This window comes from Nostocoides sp. (assembly GCF_037045025.1).
Taxonomy (GTDB): domain Bacteria; phylum Actinomycetota; class Actinomycetes; order Actinomycetales; family Dermatophilaceae; genus Nostocoides_A.
Genome location: NZ_JBAOHM010000009.1, coordinates 128,146 through 144,559 on the forward strand (window position 1 = coordinate 128,146; position 16,414 = coordinate 144,559).

General features: G+C 68.7%; 16 protein-coding genes and 2 pseudogenes. 12 read left to right on the forward strand and 6 right to left on the reverse strand.

The features are described from left to right. Positions 1 to 110 precede the first annotated feature (110 nt). The 5 genes from V9G19_RS09645 to V9G19_RS09665 all read left to right on the forward strand — a co-directional run bounded on the left by V9G19_RS09645 (position 111) and on the right by V9G19_RS09665 (position 4,665). On the forward strand, positions 111 to 629 hold the full coding sequence (locus tag V9G19_RS09645; protein WP_462285266.1) for an RNA polymerase sigma factor: 519 nt from the start codon (positions 111 to 113) through the stop codon (positions 627 to 629). Continuing rightward, the gene (locus tag V9G19_RS09650; RefSeq protein WP_462285267.1) at positions 626 to 1,942 is read left to right on the forward strand and encodes a hypothetical protein; all 1,317 of its coding nucleotides are present in this window, start codon (positions 626 to 628) and stop codon (positions 1,940 to 1,942) included. Before V9G19_RS09645 ends, V9G19_RS09650 begins: the two co-directional genes overlap by 4 nt. A gap of 20 nt (positions 1,943 to 1,962) precedes the next feature. Next, positions 1,963 to 3,402, forward strand: a complete 1,440-nt coding sequence (locus tag V9G19_RS09655) for a glycoside-pentoside-hexuronide (GPH):cation symporter (RefSeq protein ID WP_462285268.1) — start codon at positions 1,963 to 1,965, stop codon at positions 3,400 to 3,402. Positions 3,403 to 3,496: 94 nt separating this feature from the next. Further along, on the forward strand, positions 3,497 to 3,625 hold the full coding sequence (locus tag V9G19_RS09660) for a hypothetical protein (RefSeq protein ID WP_462285269.1): 129 nt from the start codon (positions 3,497 to 3,499) through the stop codon (positions 3,623 to 3,625). Between the two features lie 332 nt (positions 3,626 to 3,957). Further along, positions 3,958 to 4,665 carry a hypothetical protein gene (locus tag V9G19_RS09665; RefSeq protein ID WP_462285270.1) on the forward strand — a complete coding sequence of 236 codons (708 nt, stop codon included), beginning with the start codon at positions 3,958 to 3,960 and terminating at the stop codon, positions 4,663 to 4,665. Positions 4,666 to 4,956: 291 nt separating this feature from the next. Here V9G19_RS09665 and V9G19_RS09670 read toward each other — a convergent pair whose 3' ends face one another. From V9G19_RS09670 to V9G19_RS09680, 3 genes are all read right to left on the reverse strand, one after another. Then, the gene (locus V9G19_RS09670) at positions 4,957 to 5,337 is read right to left on the reverse strand and encodes a hypothetical protein (protein ID WP_462285271.1); all 381 of its coding nucleotides are present in this window, start codon (positions 5,335 to 5,337) and stop codon (positions 4,957 to 4,959) included. Positions 5,338 to 5,530: 193 nt separating this feature from the next. Further along, positions 5,531 to 5,974 (reverse strand): sigma factor-like helix-turn-helix DNA-binding protein, encoded by a 444-nt coding sequence (locus tag V9G19_RS09675; RefSeq protein ID WP_462285272.1) that lies wholly within the window; start codon positions 5,972 to 5,974, stop codon positions 5,531 to 5,533. A gap of 294 nt (positions 5,975 to 6,268) precedes the next feature. Next, positions 6,269 to 8,263 (reverse strand): MFS transporter, encoded by a 1,995-nt coding sequence (locus V9G19_RS09680; protein ID WP_462285273.1) that lies wholly within the window; start codon positions 8,261 to 8,263, stop codon positions 6,269 to 6,271. A 309-nt stretch (positions 8,264 to 8,572) separates the two neighbouring features. Here V9G19_RS09680 and V9G19_RS09685 point away from each other — a divergent pair, with 309 nt between their 5' ends. From V9G19_RS09685 to V9G19_RS09710, 6 genes are all read left to right on the forward strand, one after another. Then, positions 8,573 to 8,866 (forward strand): hypothetical protein, encoded by a 294-nt coding sequence (locus V9G19_RS09685; RefSeq protein WP_462285274.1) that lies wholly within the window; start codon positions 8,573 to 8,575, stop codon positions 8,864 to 8,866. A 30-nt stretch (positions 8,867 to 8,896) separates the two neighbouring features. After that, entirely contained in the window at positions 8,897 to 9,250 is a 354-nt protein-coding gene (locus V9G19_RS09690) for a hypothetical protein (RefSeq protein ID WP_462285275.1), read from the forward strand. A gap of 110 nt (positions 9,251 to 9,360) precedes the next feature. Continuing rightward, complete coding sequence (locus V9G19_RS09695; RefSeq protein ID WP_462285276.1) at positions 9,361 to 9,807, forward strand: serine hydrolase domain-containing protein; 447 nt, start codon at positions 9,361 to 9,363, stop codon at positions 9,805 to 9,807. A 22-nt stretch (positions 9,808 to 9,829) separates the two neighbouring features. After that, positions 9,830 to 10,474, forward strand: a complete 645-nt coding sequence (locus V9G19_RS09700) for a serine hydrolase domain-containing protein (RefSeq protein WP_462285446.1) — start codon at positions 9,830 to 9,832, stop codon at positions 10,472 to 10,474. A gap of 55 nt (positions 10,475 to 10,529) precedes the next feature. Beyond that, on the forward strand, positions 10,530 to 10,901 hold the full coding sequence (locus V9G19_RS09705) for a TetR/AcrR family transcriptional regulator (protein WP_462285277.1): 372 nt from the start codon (positions 10,530 to 10,532) through the stop codon (positions 10,899 to 10,901). A gap of 8 nt (positions 10,902 to 10,909) precedes the next feature. Continuing rightward, positions 10,910 to 11,191, forward strand: coding sequence for a hypothetical protein (locus V9G19_RS09710; RefSeq protein ID WP_462285278.1), 282 nt, complete (start codon positions 10,910 to 10,912; stop codon positions 11,189 to 11,191). Between the two features lie 114 nt (positions 11,192 to 11,305). Here V9G19_RS09710 and V9G19_RS09715 read toward each other — a convergent pair whose 3' ends face one another. The 3 genes and pseudogenes from V9G19_RS09715 to V9G19_RS09725 all read right to left on the reverse strand — a co-directional run bounded on the left by V9G19_RS09715 (position 11,306) and on the right by V9G19_RS09725 (position 13,610). Beyond that, positions 11,306 to 11,884 carry an ISAs1 family transposase gene (locus V9G19_RS09715; protein ID WP_462285279.1) on the reverse strand — a complete coding sequence of 193 codons (579 nt, stop codon included), beginning with the start codon at positions 11,882 to 11,884 and terminating at the stop codon, positions 11,306 to 11,308. Then, positions 11,796 to 12,335 (reverse strand): annotated as a pseudogene (locus tag V9G19_RS09720) (ISAs1 family transposase); the annotation flags it as partial. The gene V9G19_RS09715 and the pseudogene V9G19_RS09720, both read right to left, overlap by 89 nt. A 468-nt stretch (positions 12,336 to 12,803) precedes the next feature. Further along, a pseudogene (locus V9G19_RS09725) lies at positions 12,804 to 13,610 on the reverse strand (transposase family protein). A gap of 226 nt (positions 13,611 to 13,836) precedes the next feature. Here V9G19_RS09725 and V9G19_RS09730 point away from each other — a divergent pair. After that, positions 13,837 to 16,338, forward strand: coding sequence for an HNH endonuclease (locus tag V9G19_RS09730; RefSeq protein WP_462285280.1), 2,502 nt, complete (start codon positions 13,837 to 13,839; stop codon positions 16,336 to 16,338). Positions 16,339 to 16,414 lie beyond the last annotated feature (76 nt).

Sequence of the window (16,414 nt, forward strand, 5' to 3'; positions counted from 1 at the left end):
CACCACCCCGCCTGACCGCACGCGATTTTGGCGCCTGACCCCGACGGGACAACCTTTGCGGGGTCGGCGTGCGTCAATGGGAATGAGGTCAGTCGGAGGGAGGGCACGCCGTGGACGCGGCTGAGTTCGACCGGTGGTATGACGCCTCCTTCCCGCGCCTCGTCGGCCAGCTCACGGCGCTGATCGGCGATCGCGCAGAGGCCCAGGACTGTGTCCAAGAGGCGTTCGTCCGGGCGTGGGACAAGCGCGTCTCGCTGGCCACCCAGGCCTCGATGGACGCCTGGGTGCGCACGACCGCCCACCGGCTGGCCGTCAGCCGGTGGCGGCGGTGGCGGCGCGGGCAGGAACTCGGCGCTCGCGCCTCGGCATCGGTCATGCCGGACCCGGCGGTGAGCGACGACCGCGCCGACCTGCTGGCCGCACTGGCCAAACTGCCCGACGGGCAGCGGGTGGTGATCGTGCTGCACTATCTCGCCGACCGGAGCGTCGCCCAGATCGCCGACGAGATCGGCGTCGCCGAAGGCACCGTGAAGGCCCGCCTTCATTACGGGCGTGCCGCCCTCGCCGGGTTGCTGGGGGATCCGGCGAACGCGAGCGCCCCCATGACCCAGAGGGGAGAGACGTCATGACCGACCTCGACGTCGCTGTGCGTTCACTCGCGGACGAGTTGCGAGCCGACCCCACGGTGCCCGCCGCCGAGATCCGGGCCCGCGGTGCCCGGCGCCGGGTGCGGCGACACCTGGGGCTCGGGGTGGCGGCAGCGAGTGCGTTGGCAGCAATCGTCGTGGCCGCCGGTTTCCACGGTGGGCCGCCGGCCCCACTGCCGGGCGGCCCCTCCAGCAGTGGCCGGGCCGCCACGACCGCGGCCGAGGCGCCGGTCGGATTCGAATTGCTGAATCGGGACCCCCGGGCGTTTGCCAACTCCCCGGGCGGCTCCGGCCTCAGCGGCGTCGACGTCACCGCGGAGGTCAAGGTCGTTGTCCACGGCAAGTGCGCGGTGGTCACGTCAACCAACGAGCCCGCGCCACCGGAAGGATCGCGCGAAGCCATGCCGCGGGTGCTCGTGCTGCCCGTCGGAACCCATTGGCGGACAACGGGTTGGGTGGGACAACCCCCGACTGGCGGCGGCGCTGCTCAGCTGACCGACGGCCGTCAGGTTGCCGCCGGCTCGCGGCTCACCGCGGGGTTTACGCTCTCCCCGCGCGACGACACGACGTTCACCCAGGTCTGTCCGGGGACGGCGGGGTATGCCGTGATCCCCCGGCCCGATGCCATCTCGGCGATCCGGCCGGCAACCGGCGGCACGGCGTCGCCGGGTTCGGCGACGTCCAGCGCGTCCTTCGGCCCGGGGTCCTCGCCGCGGGGCGGCTGGGTGACCAGGATCGAGAACTTCCCCCTGGCGCAGGGGATGAAACACACCGGCGATGACAAGTTCACCGAGTTGACCAGGGAGATCACCACGGCCGGAGCCTTGCAGCCGTGCTTGTTCCCCGAGGGCAACCATGACGGCACCGACGCGATCATGGCGGAGCTATCCAGCCCCGCCGGGAACGTGGTGCGGCAACTTCGGCTGTTTGCCGACGACCGCGAGGCGGCGGCGGCATACGAGGCGTGGATCGAGTCGGCCCGGTCATGCTCCGGCGTCGCGCCCGACACCAAGGGTGGCGCGCCGGGCCTCACGCACGAGTTCGCCGTCGAACCCCTTGGCGCGGACGAGGCGCTTATCGCCCAGATTGTGCGCACCAACGGCAAGCTCTACATCTGGAGCGGCCACATGGGCCTGAAGAGGGTCGGCAATGCGCTGCTCACGATCAGCGCCTCGAGCGAAGCCATGGCCACGCCCAACCGGATCGCCGCGTGGAAGGCCGAGGACGAGAAGACGCTCGCCGCGCTCGGGCGGTCGATGTGCCGCTACGCGCCCGGCGGGTGTGGACCGGGGTGACCGGCCAGTAGGGTGCGGCTATGACCGACGCCGGCCCCCGGCAGGCGGCGGGCGCCGACCTGAGATCCCAGGCCTCGCCCGACTTCCGCCGCAACCTGTGGACCTTCGGTGTCGGCACGCTCGGGCGCGACGGGGTCTATACGCTCGTCGCGTTCTATCTCGTCGTTTATCTGACCGACGTCCTCGATGTGCCCAGCGCGACGATGTGGTGGATCTCGGCGGTCATGCTGATCGTCCGGCTCGGCGACGCCTTCCTCGACCCGGTGATCGGTGCGCTCGTGGACAGCAGCCGCAGCCGGTGGGGGCAGTTCAAGCCGTGGCTGGCCGGCGGGGGAGTGGTCTCGGCGGTGGCGACGGTGCTGCTGTTCACCGATTTTGGGTTGAGCGGCAGCGCCTTTGTCGTCGCCTTTGGGGTGATCCTGCTGGTCTGGGGGATCGCCTGGTCGGCCCATGATCTCGGCTATTGGGGGATGTTGCCGGCGCTGTCGCTCAACCCGAGTGAGCGGGAACGGCTGGCGGCGACCGCGAAGACGTTTGCCAGCGTCGGCCAGTTCGCCGTCGTGTCCGGGGCGCCGATCGTCGTGGCCGTTCTGGCGGGCACGGAGGGCGGCTCGCCCGCCTCGTGGCAGTTGTTCGCGGTCATCGCCGTCACCGTCATGGTGGCGTTGATGGCGGTCACCTTCGTCGGGGTGCGAGAGCGTCGGGACATCGACCTCGACGGGGCCCACACCGACCTGCGCCAACTGGCGAGGGTGCTCTTCCGCAACGACCAATTGCTCTGGGCGGCAGCGGCATACCTGTTGTTCATGCTCGGCTATGGCACGACGATCACGTTTGGTTGGTACTTCTTCAAGTACGCCTACGGCGACGAGAACGTCTTTCCCGTCTTCGCGCTCTTCGTCGGCCTGGGGCAGATCGCCGGGCTGATGACCTTCCCCCTCGTGCGCAAGCGGTGGCCGCGAGGACGGATCTACACGTGGTCCACGGTCATCATCGTGATCGCCTATGCCGCGTTCGTCGCCGCCCCGATGAAGCTCGCCATCCTCGGGGCGCTCGCGTTCGTCATGTTCTTCCTCGCGTCCTGGATCATGCTGCTGATGCTCGTCTTCCAGGCCGACACGATCGAGTATGGCCAGTGGAAGCTCGGCCGCCGCAACAACGCGGTCACCTTTGCGCTGCAACCCTTTATCAACAAGACCTCGGCGGCAATGAACACCTGGATCATCTCGGCGACGATCATCCTGGCGGGCATCAACGATGCCGACACCGCGGCCGAGGTGACCGCGGGCGGCATCCGGCTGATGAAGTTCTCGATGCTCGTGCTGCCCGCGATCCTGATCGCCCTCGCCTATCTGGTCTGGCGTGCCCGCTTCCGCGTCGACGAGGCCGAGCATGCCCGGATCGTTGCCGAACTGGCTGCCCGGGGATCGTTCGTGGAGGACAGCCACTGGGAGCGCTGACGGGCCGCCTGGAAAAGGTGGGTGATGGGTGCAACCTTCTCGCCTCGGGGAGCGTAGACCGGGAGCAGGCCGGGTGACGGGAGGGAGGTGGGCGATGGACGAGGAGGAGTTCGATCTTTGGTATGCCGCGTCCTTCGCCCGCATCGTCGCCCAACTGACGCTGATGATCGGCGATCGCGCCGAGGCGCAGGACTGCGTCCAGGTCGCGTTCGTGCGCGCCTGACAGCATCGCGACCGGCTCATCGAGGTGGGCCGGGATGCCTGGGTGCGGCAGACGGCATACCGGCTGGCGGTGAGCTAGTGGCGCCGCAGAAGGCGGGGGCAGGAGCTGCTCGAACGGTCCTGGCAGCCTGCCGTGATCGCTGAGCCCGATCCGGTGCGGATCGCGCTGATTCAGGCCGTCGGCGAGTTGCCGATCGAGCAACGGCGCGTCGTCGTGCTGCACTACTTGCATTGGTTGCCGCAACCCAGCTGCCGTACAACCGAACCGATCCCACGCCCCCGGCCGGGCCCACGGTGACCGGCTCGGCACCGAATCGGCCCGCGCCGAAGGTCGTGCAGACCCTGCCAATCAGTTGGCCCGGGCTCGATGACGGGAAACGGCCGTGGCCGCGCAATGCGGTGGCGACCACCCACGGAATCCTTGTCAGTGTCGGATCGGAACGCTTTATCCAGGAAGCTCTGGTGCGGCTGGATCCGCGGACCGGAAAGGGGACCAAGCTGGCCGACTTGGGCCCGGAGCCCGGCTGGCTGGCGGCCTCCGACGAGCGGATTTGGGTCAGTCGCGTGGGATTTGGCGATCGCTCCGCCGCAGTGGCGGAATTCGATTCTGAAGGCAGGAAACTGCGCACCTACCCGGGGATCGGGGGCGCTGTGGCAGCCTCGGGCCCGGCGGCATACGTGATCCGCTGGACAGGCGCCCATCCGACCGTGCTGCGTCTGGAGGGCGGCGTCACCCGAGAGGTCACGACGATCAGGGACCGCGAGATCTCCAACCTGGGCATGTCCGTGCTCGCCCTCTCCGGGACTGGGCTCTATGTTGCGACCATCACGAACGATGCGGGCCCGATGCGGGCCGGGTTGTCTTCCGCGTGGACGTGGAAACCGGGAATTACGAGCGTGTGGCCAGGGCTGTCGGCAACGGCGGCGAAACACTCGTGTCGGCCGGCCGCGATGTCTTCGCCGCCGGCGATGTTGCCCCCCCATCGCGAACGACGGGAGGATCCGCCGCGGACCTCCCGTCTGCGGAGGTCAAGAGAGTGACTGGAAAGACAGGGTCGGCGGCAGACCTGCCCGGTTGCCGAACCGAGGAGCCCCGCCTGGTCGGCTCAAATGAGCACGCATGGCTATTGTCGGGGGCCTCGGGACCAGATCGGCTGCTGATCCAGAACCTCGACGCCGAGGGCTGCGGGCCAGCGCTCGACTGGCGCCCTCATTCCGTCGAGTTTCCCTCGGTCATGGCGGCCTCAGGAGCCGACCTGTGGGTGATCGAAAAAAACCAGCTCATCCACATCCGCTGACACCGACCCGTCCGCTGCCCAAATGATGATCGTGTCACCGGCTTCGCATGCTCCGCCAACCGAACAGGGCAACAGCGCCGGCGAAGGTGGCCAGGAGTAGGCCGGGAAGGCCGGGGTACCAGAGCCACGCCTGGACCACGCGGAGGCGGTTGCTGGCGGCCTGGCCCTCGATCCGGTCCCCGGCAAAGCTCGCGCAGCGCAGGTCGAAGCGGTTCGACACGGTGATCTTCGGGTCGCGCTCGTGGCTCGCCGAGATCTGTCGATCGGTGATCACCGGCAGACCGGAGTGCCACGCTGGGCGGCAGCCCCAGCCCTCCCAACCAACTCCCAAGCCGAATGCCCAGTACTTCTTGTCCACCTCGCCGTTCGCGAGCGGCATACCAGCTCGGTCGCCGGTGGCCACGTCGAACTGCATGGCGTATATCTTGAGTCCGTCGTCGGGATCGTCGCTCTTCCAGCGCACGAGCACGCGTTTGTGGTTCGGCGCGAGCGAGGCGGCAACCTTTCCGCTGCCCGCCGGGAGTCCTCGCTCCACCAGCCGGAGCTGGTTTCGTCGGCGGCCGCCAAGTCGCCGGCGCGGCCCGCGGGCTCCTGGCTCTTGCCGGTCGTCAGGTCAGGAGCGCCACCCCGATGGTCAGCCACCGGCCGTCGGGCGAGAGCGCAGCGGTGGACGCCATCGGCGGCCCGGGCTCGACTCGGGCGACCTGGCCGTTGGGGTCGACCACCCAGGGACGGTTGTCCGAGGACGTGAGCGCCACCGCTTTGGGGCCAAGGTGGTCGGCCAGGCCAGGGGTGAAGGGAGGCTTGGCGATGGCGCGCGGATAGCCCGAGACGACACTCGATGGCGTCGCGGCGGGCGGCGCCGTCATCGACGTCTCGCCGGTCGGCCAGGCCGCGAAGGCCACTAGCCCCATGGCGACCGTGCTCACCGAGCAGCCGAGGGTCGCGGCGGTTTCGACCTCGGTCTTGTCCTCATAGAAGCGCAGCACGATCACCGCGCGCTGCCGCGGGGTGATCGCCCGGAGGGCGGCGGCGGCGAGGGGCCCTCGCAAGTCGAGCTCACCGCCCCTGCACGTATGCCGCGAAATCCGCCCGCGCGTCCACGTCACTCCTTCGCCGATGCCTGATCCTCCCGTCTTCTCGTTGACGGATCGCGCAGGCCCTTTGGGTGGGCTCGGCGAGGCGCGTGTTGACCTACGGCACCGGGGGAGCGGTCAACTGCTCGTCACCAACGCATGTCTGTCAAATGTCGGGGTCCCCGCGAAGTATCGGAGCGCCTGGGTCCCACGCTCTGCGTGGGCAGGAGCGAGGGCCCACGCTCTGCGTGGGCGAACTTCGTGGGGTGACTAGGTGCCGACGGGCGGCTTTGCGAGCAGAATCGAGCGGTGGGGGTGGCTCTCCAGGACCCGCTCGGCCACGTGGGTATGCCGCCCCTTCACGTGCAATTCGTGGCCGAGGATGATCAGGTCGACATCGTGTTGTGTCGCCCGGGCGAGGATCACCTCCGCAATGTCGTGTTCGGTTGCGGCGACGATCTCCCCTCGGGCCTCGATGCCCGAGGCGGTGAGCGAGTCGATGAAGGCCTGCATGGCCTGCACGTGGGAATGGTCGACGTCAGCGTCCACCCCGGCGCTCACGTGGCCGCTGCCGGGCGATACTCGTGGCGCGATGTGGCCGGGCGCGACATACAGGACATAGATCGAGGCGCCGGTGATCTCGCCGAGTTCGTGGCAGCGGCGCATCAGCTGTTCGTGCTCTCGATTCGGGGTGGGGTCGATGGCAATGAGGATCCGTGAATAGAGCCTGGGCTTCGCACCAGTGGCCGTCAGGCCCTGGCCAGGCGCGGGTGCGGCAGCCGGCACGCCTGAGCCGGGCGCCGCTCCAGCCGCGGGCGCGGTCATCCTAGGTGAGGCGGCAGGCGCGGCGGCTGTCCGCTCGGCAAGACCAATCGAGGGAGTGGTTTGGGCGATCTCCGAGACGGCCAAGTCCTTGGACTTGGGCACCAGCAGGCAGAAGACCATACCGACGACCGCGATCCCGGCGATCGCCCAGAAGATCGGCCGCCCGGCAGCCGGATTCTTCGTCACCTGAGCGGTCGTCGCGAATGTCGCCGCAAGCAAACCGCCGACATAGGGGCCTCCCACGCCACCGAGGCGCCCGAAGCCGGCGCACCAGGCCGTCCCGGCACCTCTTACATTAGTTCTATAATACGAAGCGACCATGCCATAGATGAGGATCTGGGTGCCGCTGGAGCCCAGGCCGACGACCATGGCGATGGGAACGAGCAGCCACAGATTGCGGCTCATCGTCAGCAGCACGACAAAGATCGCTCCGAGGAGGAAGCAGACGGCCACGACGGGTTGCGCCCCGAATCGATCGGCCACCCGGGAGGCGAACAGCGCACCGATGGCGGCGCCGGCGTTGACGAAGAAGAGGATCCACAAGGCGGCCTTGCTGCCCAGCAGCGGACCCATGAGCGTCGGCAGCCACGTCTGCAGCATGTAGACAACCATGAGCCCGGTTGCGCTGGTCAAGCCGAGCAGGATCGTGGCCAGCAGGTAGTGGTTGCTGAACAGCCCAGCAAAGCCGACCGGGCCGGCCTCAACCCGCCGGGTGCTGTCGCCGGAGGGGCTGGGCGCGGCCGGGATCGGCATACCGGTCTTCGCTGAGGTGCGGCGTGCCTCGTCCATCCGTCCCCGTGCCGCCAGCCAGGCAACCGACTCGGGCATCTTCCATAGCGCCAGTGGGAACAGCGTGAGGATCGGGAGGGCGCCGATGCGGAACAGGCCGGTCCAGCCGACCTTGCTGGCCAAAGTGATTGCGGCCAGGGCAGCCAGCATGCTCCCTAAGGGGACACCCGAGTAGGTGATCGCGTTGATGAGGTTCTTCTTGCCCGGGGGCGCGAATTCCGCGACGAGGGCGGCAGTCGTTCCGACCACCGCCCCGATGCCCAGGCCGGTGATAAAGCGCATGATCCCGAACGATGTCGTGGTCGTCATGAATGACGAGATCAGCATGCCGACGCTGAACCAGACGTATGCCGTCAAGAGCACCTTGCGGCGACCGATGGTGTCGCCAAACGCCCCCGCGGTCAGCGCGCCGACCAGCACGCCGAAGAGGGCATAACTACCCAGCAGGCCCGCTGTCGACTCGTTGACGGGACCAATGAGGTCCGGGTTCTTGCGAAACATCGGCAAGATAACGCCATAGACCACCAGGTCGTAGCCGTCGAAGATGAGTCCGATAGTGGCGAGCGTCACCACCCAGGTGACGGTACTTCGGCGTTTGGCCTCCATGGCCGGATCGAGGCTGGGGGAGGAGTCGACGGCGACCTGCGACATTGAGGGTCTCCTTGGAGAAAAGCTGGCCGCGCGTCGTGGCGGCCGATGGCCAAGATGCCTTCCGACGTCGATGACGGGTGGGTCTTCGGTCGATGGTCCGGAGCTGCTGGTCGGTGCTCCGGGGTGGCGGGAGGCCAGGTGAGAGCAGAAACAAGGTGGACACACCGTAGCGGTGACCAGCCAAAACGTCAAGAACCCTGTTACGTGTGGCAGCCCAGCATCGCGATCGACGGATCGGCTCCGCTCGCCTGTGAGGCGGTGACGACACGTCGATCTCTCCGCGGGCCAGGCGGGTGCGATCATGGCGCCATGAGCGTCGGCCTCAGCATCGTCCCGGTCTCGGCGGACAACTGGCGGGACTGCGTCGGGTTGGCCGTTCATCCGCATCAGCGTGAGTTTGTCGCGGATGTGGCCTACCACCTGGGCCTGTGCGTGTATGGCGATACCTGGAACCCGGTGGCGGTGATGCCCGGCGACGAGGGGGTCGGGTTCGCCATGTGGGGCATGGATTCGGATCAAAGCCGCTGGATCGGTGGCGTCGTTGTCGATGCCGGCAAGCAGGGGCGCTGCTCGATTCCACGCGCGAAGCCGTGCCGGTCCTGATGTCCAACGGACAATGGCGGGAATGATCCGATGAGCACACACATCCTCCTCGTCGGGGACGAATCGCCGCACATCGCCTCCCACGGCCGCATTCCGGGCATCCTCGCCGCGCTCGGCGCCGAGCACACGTGGGTGCCAACCGATCGCGTCGACCCGGCTGGGCTCGCCGCGGCCGATGGCGTCTGGCTAGTGCCGGGCTCCCCCTACGCCAGTGAGGCGGGTGCGCTGACCGCCGTGCGCGTGGCGATCTCGGTATGCCGTCGAGCCGGGAACGGTTTCACTGCAACTTCGGCTTGGCTCCGGGCGCCGACGCGGTCCTCGTCGAGCGAGGACTGGTCGTGCCCGGCCGCGACGGTGAGGGTGCGGTCCGGATTATCGAGGTGAGCGACCACCCGCACTTCTTGACCTCCCTGTTCCAGCCCGAATTAGCTGCAGCCCAAGCTCATCCGCTCATCGCCGCGTTCGTCGACGCGGCCACGAACCGATAGGACGACATGACCGACCCCGAGCACCTCCGCGAACTTCTTCAGCCCTTCGTCGACGCTGGACGGCTCCCCGGCGCGGTCGCCGTGCGTGCCCATCAGGGGGAGCCGGTCGTCGTCGCTGTCGGCAACATGGCCACGGACGCGATCGTGCGGATTCAGTCGATGACCAAGCCGATCACCGCGCTCGCCACGCTCCGACTGGTGGAGGCCGGCCGCCTGGGATTGGACGACCCGGTGACGACCTGGCTGCCCGAATTGTCCGGCCGGCGTGTGCTGCGCGCTCCCGACGGGCCGTTGGACCGGACGGTTCCCGCCGATCGCGACATCACCGTCCGCGATCTGCTGACCTGCCAGAGCGGGTACGGCATACCGATGGACGATTGTCCTCTTTTGGACGCCATGCGCGCCAACGAGACCGAAGGCCGGCCCGGAGCCAGTCACCCTCGGCGCCGATGAGTGGGTCGCCGCCCTCGCCGATCTGCCCCTTGCCTTCCAGCCGGGCCGCGGCTGGCGCTATCATCATTCGTTCGGCCTGCTCGGGGTCCTGGTCTCACGGGTTGTTGGGATGACTCTGGATGACTATCTGCGGGCGGACCTCTTCGAGCGGATCGGCATGCCTGACACCGGCTTCTGGGTCCCCGAGGACAAACACAGAAGGCTGCCAGCGGCATACCGGCTGGAGGATGGTGCACCGGTCGAGACCGAGCCGGCCGGTGGTGGGTTCTATGCCGGGCCGCCGCCGTTCGATGTCAGTCACACCGAACTCGTCTCCACCGCAGCGGATTTCGCGTGGCTTGCCCAGCTCTTGCGCGACGGTTTCCGGCTGCCCGACGGCACGCCGCTCATCACCGCCGACCACGTCGCGGCGATGACCAGCGATCAGGTTGCTGCCGAGAGCAAGACCCCGGACAGCTTCTTCCCGGGATTCTGGTCCGGCAACGGCTGGGGGTATGGCGTGGGGATCGACCTCGTCGGCGAGCACGCCGGTCGCTTCGGCTGGTCGGGGGGACAAGGCACCGACTTCTTCGTCGACCCCGGCGCTGGCTACGGGATCCTGCTCACCCAGGTCGAACTCAGCCCGGAGACCTTCGAGGTCGTTGGTGCCTTCCAGGCCAGTGCGTGAGTTCCGGCCATCTCAATACTAGACTAATTGTTCTGTAACGAGTAGTCTGTAATGCATGGGACGGCCCCGAAGCTTTGACGAGGACGACGTCCTGCGGTCGGCGATCCGGCTGTTCGGACATCGCGGCTACGACGGGCTCTCGGTCGATGCGTTGGTGTCCGAACTCGGGATCAGCCGGGCCAGCCTGTACAAGATCTATGGCAGCAAGTACGGCCTGCTGCGAGCGAGCGTGACCAACATCCTGAGTCGACGTTCGCGTGATGATCGCGCCAAGGACCTGACCCTCGTCGCCCTTCTCGAACTCGCCCCAACCGACGAGTCGATCCGCGCCCTGTGCGCACAGGCCATCGACAACTGCTTCGACGCCGACCCGGCCAAGATCGGCACCCACCTCGCCAGGCGTGCCGGGCTCCTTCTCCCAGAATGAGGTTTCTCATGCGCAACGCCGTCACGTTAACCGAAACCGACCTGATCATCGAGCCGGTCGGCCTGGACAAGTTGTGGTCCTTCACCGGGCAACTGCAGGTGCCGTGGAGTCACGTGCGTGGCGCCACGCACGATCCTGGTATGGAGGCTGAGCCCAAGGGTTGGCGTGGCCCGGGCCTGCGATTCGGTGGCAAGTTGTCCGGGACCTTCCACGCTGACGGCGAACGCCAATTCTGGAATGTCAGCGGCTACGCGGACGCAGTCGTCATTGAACTGACCGACGAACACTAAGACCGGCTCATCCTCAGCCTCGACGACCCCGGCCGGCAAGTTGCCGAAATCAACGCCCGGGCGCAGGCCCGCTGAGCGCTACGAGGCGGGTCTGGGAGCGCGGGGACCGCAGGGTCATGGCAAAGTCCAGTTTGTGCAGGTCAGCAGGGTGATGACCTTGTCTGGTCGTCGGTTGTGGTGGCGTAGCGCGGTGGTGATGTTGGTGGTGCCGGCCAGGCGGTGGAGTCCGATGGCGATGGTGCGGAGGGTGGCCATGACCCGGGGTGCGTTCCCGGTACGGATCCGGGAGGCGTCCTCGTTGTAGGCGACGTCGCGGACGTAGGGGAGCTTGTTTTCGATCCCCAAGTGGCCTTGAACCATCGCGGCGAGGTCGGCCGGGGTAGCGGTCGTGGAGGTGGTCAGGTAGACGACCTCGACGCTCTTCTTCCCGTTCACCGTGACGGTGCGGGGTAGCTGAGCGACGTGGGTAGCGACGGGGAAGGAGATCCAGGTTGGGACCTGGACGGTCTTGATGGTGCGCCGGGCCCGGCGGCCCTTGGTTTTCTCCACGGTGGAGTGTTCCGGGACCTGCGCCCAACGGCAGCGTCTTGAGCGCAGCCCGTAGTTTCGGGCGGTTGTTCTTGACGGTGAAGATGTCGTCCGCCCGGGCGCCGGTGATGGTTGTCGCGATCTCGTCCTGGCGGTGCATCGCATCGATCGTGACCACGGTCCTGGCCAGGTCGAACACGCTGGCCAGGGACGTCAACAGTGTTCTGACGGTGGGGATCTCGTTGGTTTTCTCACCCGCGGCGGCCTGACCGATGACGACACCACGCGGGTGGTCGAACGCCGCGACCAGGTAGGGCGTGACCACGCCAGCCCGGCGGGCGCCGCGGATGGTCTTGCCGTCCACGGCGATCACCCGCCGACCCTTGACCACCGTGGTCGTGGTCCACATCCATGCCCCGATCACCGCATCCAGCACCTCGGGGTCCAGCCTGGTAAACAGCCGCCGGAACACCGATGCCTCCGGGCTGCGAGGCCTCGAGGGAAACCCCAACGCTGCCGCGGTCGACGCGTCTTGGTCGGCCAGCCAGGACGCGACCGCCACGGAAGAGCTGGCTCCAGCCAGCGTGGCCGCTATGGCCGCAGCCACCAACGGCACCAGGGTCGTAGCGCCGGCCCCTGCCGAGCCCGAGGATCCGACAACTGCGTGAGCACCGACAACAACGACCGTGTCGAGACCCGCCCTGGGGCAGGAGTACGCGAAAATGACATGCGCGGGTGTGGTCTCTCGGCTCGGCAGCAGTGTGGTAACCGCCAGTCAAGCCCCGCAGGCCATATCCGCCCCACACGCCACGCCGGTCACGCCGATGTGTGCGGAGAACCCGGCGCGACACAACGGCAACCGCCGCCGCACAAAACCCCAGGTCAGCGCGCCTACCTCCGGACCTTGCCACGACCCTGGCGGGGACCGCCTTTCCTCAATGTCGCGTGCCCTTCGCAGGGGGCGGTGAAAGCTGCGGCAGCCACGGCGCCAGTTCGGGCTTTCGGGTCAACACAACCTCCAAGAGACCTGCTGCGTGCTCGCGAAAGCACCCAGCGGTGGATACGGAGCAATGAGGTTTTCTCACTAGCGGCCTCGTTGCATGGTGAGAATGACGAGGGCGGCGGCGGTGATATCGCCGATCCGCCCAGGGGCAGAGGGTGGGCAGAGGGTGACCCGGCGGAGGGCTTTGAAGGACTTCAGGAGGGCGTTGGCGCGTTCGGCCGGGGCGCGCAGGGAGCACAGGAGCAGGTTGTGGGTGCGGTTGTCGGGGCAGAGGTTGGCGCCCTTGTAGGGGAGGTGGATGCCGATCCCGGCGCCGACGTAGCCCTTGTCGGCCAGGGTCGGCAACCCGGCGGCGGCGGCCGGATAGAGGGCGGGCAGAACGTGCCGGCGGGCGGCGCTCAGGTCGTGGGTGGAGCCGGGTTCGACCGGCGAGACCCAGACCGGGAACCCGCTCGGGTCGGCGACGACCTGGATGTTCCCGCCGTGTCGTTTGTGTTTCCCGGCCTACCACAGGTCATGTCCGGCAGCGGATGTCGCCGACGAGCGGGTGGATCCGATCAGGGTGCCATCGAGGCACACGTACGCCCACCCGGCCGCGTGTCCGGCGGCCAGCACCTCGGGCAGGTCCGGCAGGTGGGCGGCGATCACCGATATCGCTTCGTGTAGGTAGCGGTACCCGCTCGCCTGGCTGACCTTCGCGTCGCGGGCGAGCAGGTCGATGTCGGTGCCGTCCTTGAGCCAGCGTAGGACGAGGATGGCCTGGGTCCAGCAGGTCGCGGCCCGCTGCCATGGCCGGCGATCGACTCGGCGGCGGTGGGCTTGTAGCCAGCGGGAGACCCGGGCGACGGTGGAAACGGGGACGTCGAGGGTGGCACGATATGACAGCACGCGGGGTCCTGGGTCGAGACGGGGACTTTGTCGAAACCGACTCTGGCCCCATGGACCCCGCGTGGCACATCCGACACGCCATCACCCCAGGTTACACGCGTCACACCCAGCGGTCAACCCCGGCCTGGTGAGAAAACCTCAATGAACCATCTAACTGCAACGTTTTTGCCCCATAAATCTGATATTTGTTCTTGCTCCATACCTGCTAATCCTATACAATTGTGGCATGACGGCGATCCTACCCACCACCCCCGGAACCCCCGGGGACGATGGCGGCTGGGACCACACCGTGAATGACTTCTTTGATGACTGTGACGGGCTGGCCGGTCAGCTGAGTCCGGAGGAAGAGCTGGCGCTGCTGCAACGCGGGGATGAGGAGCCGATGTTCGCCGACGCGGCCGAGGAGGCCGCGTTCTTCGCCCAGATCCGGGCGGACATGGAGGACTACGAGGCCGCCCAGTTCCCCCGTCGCGGCGGCGGCGGCGACCCCGGCGGCGGCGAGGGTGGGGATGAGTGCGGGTCGCGGTTCGCGGAGCTGGTGGGGGCACCACAGCGGGCGAGCGATCAGGTGGCCTGGCTGACCGCGATCACCGACGCGTTGGCCGAGGTCGACGGCCTGGCCCAGGACGCGGGGCAGGGGGAGCGGATCGAGGTGTTGAGCGTGTGTGAACGCCTCAAAGCGGCCCTGGCGGCGGCCCAGGCGCGAGTGAGCGTCGCGTTCGCCGACACCCATACCGCCGACGCGCACGCCCGCGGGCTCTCGCCGCGGGCGGCGGGGCGGGGAATCACCCCGCAACTCGCGCTGGCCCGCGGGTGTAGCCCGTCGGCGGCGCAGGCGCAGCTGTCCCAGTCGCGGGCGTTGACTAGCGTGTTACCGCACACCCTGGCCGCCCTGACCGCGGGCCTGATCTCCCCGGCGGTCGCGGGCGCGGTCTGTGCCGAAGCCGCCGGGTTGTCCGAGGACGACCAGCGCCTCCTGGACGCCGAGCTCGGGGAGCGGTTGCCGGTGTTGACCCTGGCGCAGGCGCGGGCCGCCGCCGCCCAGGTCGCCGCCCGGCTCGACCCGGACGCCGTCCTGGCCAGGCACGCCAAAGCGGTCTCCTCCCGGGGAGCGTGGACCCGGCCGGCGCCGGACGGGATGGCCTACCTGACCCTCTTGGACACGTTGCCGCGGATCGTGTCGGCGTACGCGTGTTTGCACCGGCACGCCACCGGCGTGCTCGCCGGCGCCGACCCGGACGACCCGCCGGGGGAGCGGACCTATTCGCAGGTGCTGGCCGACACCGCCATCGCGCGGCTGTCTGGGCTGGCGTCCGGGCAGTTCCCCCCGGCCGCGGTCACCCTGGTGATGACCCCCGACAACCTGTACGGCAAGAACCTCAACGACCTGGGCGACCTGTTCACCCCCACCGCCAGTGACACCACCGACACCACCGACACCGACACCACCGGCGCTCCCGACATCGACAACACCGACACCGACACCACCGGCGCTCCCGACACCACCGGCAGCGACAGCACCGCCGACAGCCGTGCCACCGAAACCACCGGCAGCGACAGCACCGCCGACAGCCGTGCCACCGAAACCACCGGCAGCGACAGCGGCGCGACCGAGACTGCCGACACCCACACTGGCGACGACGCCGGCGCTGGCGAACCCGAACCTTGGCCCGCCGAAGCCGACGCTGCCGAGCCCGAGTCCGAGCCTGCTGCCAGCTCGCCGGCCGAGACGGTTCCCGGCGATGCCACCGCCGACGCTGACCCCACCGACGACGGCGAGCCCACCGACCAGCCGTCGCCTGGAGAGCCCGACACCCACGGCGAGCCGAACGATGACGGCGCCGAGCCCGCCGACACCCGCGCGGGCAGCAGGACCCAGCCGGCCGATGAGAGTCGTCCCGCCGCGGAACCCGCCGCGCCCGCGCGATCCCCCGGTGACGATCGCGGCGACCCGGACAAGGCCGCCGATCCCGAGGACACCGACCCCGCCGACACGCATCCCGACAGCCGCCCCGCCACCGAGTCCGACCCCATCACCGAAGCCCCGGCGGGCGAGCCGCCAACCCCGACGGAGCAGCACCCACCCACCGAGCCTGCCTGGCACCGCCCCGGCGAGGGCAGCCGCTGCGCCGGCGCCGCCGACCCGGTCCGCATCCTCGGCCACGGCACCATCCCCGCCGCCCTCGCCCGCGAATGGCTCCTCTGCGGCTGCGACACCCCCGACACCGACACCGACACCCCCGACAACCACTGCGGTCCGCCGGGCCCCGGCGAACACCCCGCCGCGGCGTCCCTGCGGCGGGCGTTCACCAGCCCCGACCGGCGCGACCTGATCGCCCTCGAATCCGCCGCCCGCCTCTTCCCACCCCTGCTGCGCTCCCTGCTCATCCTGCGCGACGACCGCTGCCGGATGCCCCACTGCGATGCCCCCATCCGCCACGCTGACCACGCCGTCCCGGCCGCGAAGGGCGGGCCCACCAGCTACCAGAACGGGCAAGGCCTGTCCGCCGGCTGCAACTACACCAAAGACCTGCCCGGGTTCACCACCCGCGTCCTGACCCGCGCCGAGATCGCCGCCTACGCCGCCGGACCCGAGACCGACCGCAACACCCACATCGCCCGCAACGCCAGGCCCCGCACCCACATCACCGCGATCACCACCCCCACCGGCCACACCTACCTCTCCATCCCACCCCCAGCCCTCGGCTGGGGACACCGCCCCACCTGACCCCGCGGGCGCCGTCCGGCCAAACGTAGACCAGTGTCGACCCCTGGCCGATGTGCCGACTCACCGAACACGGGTC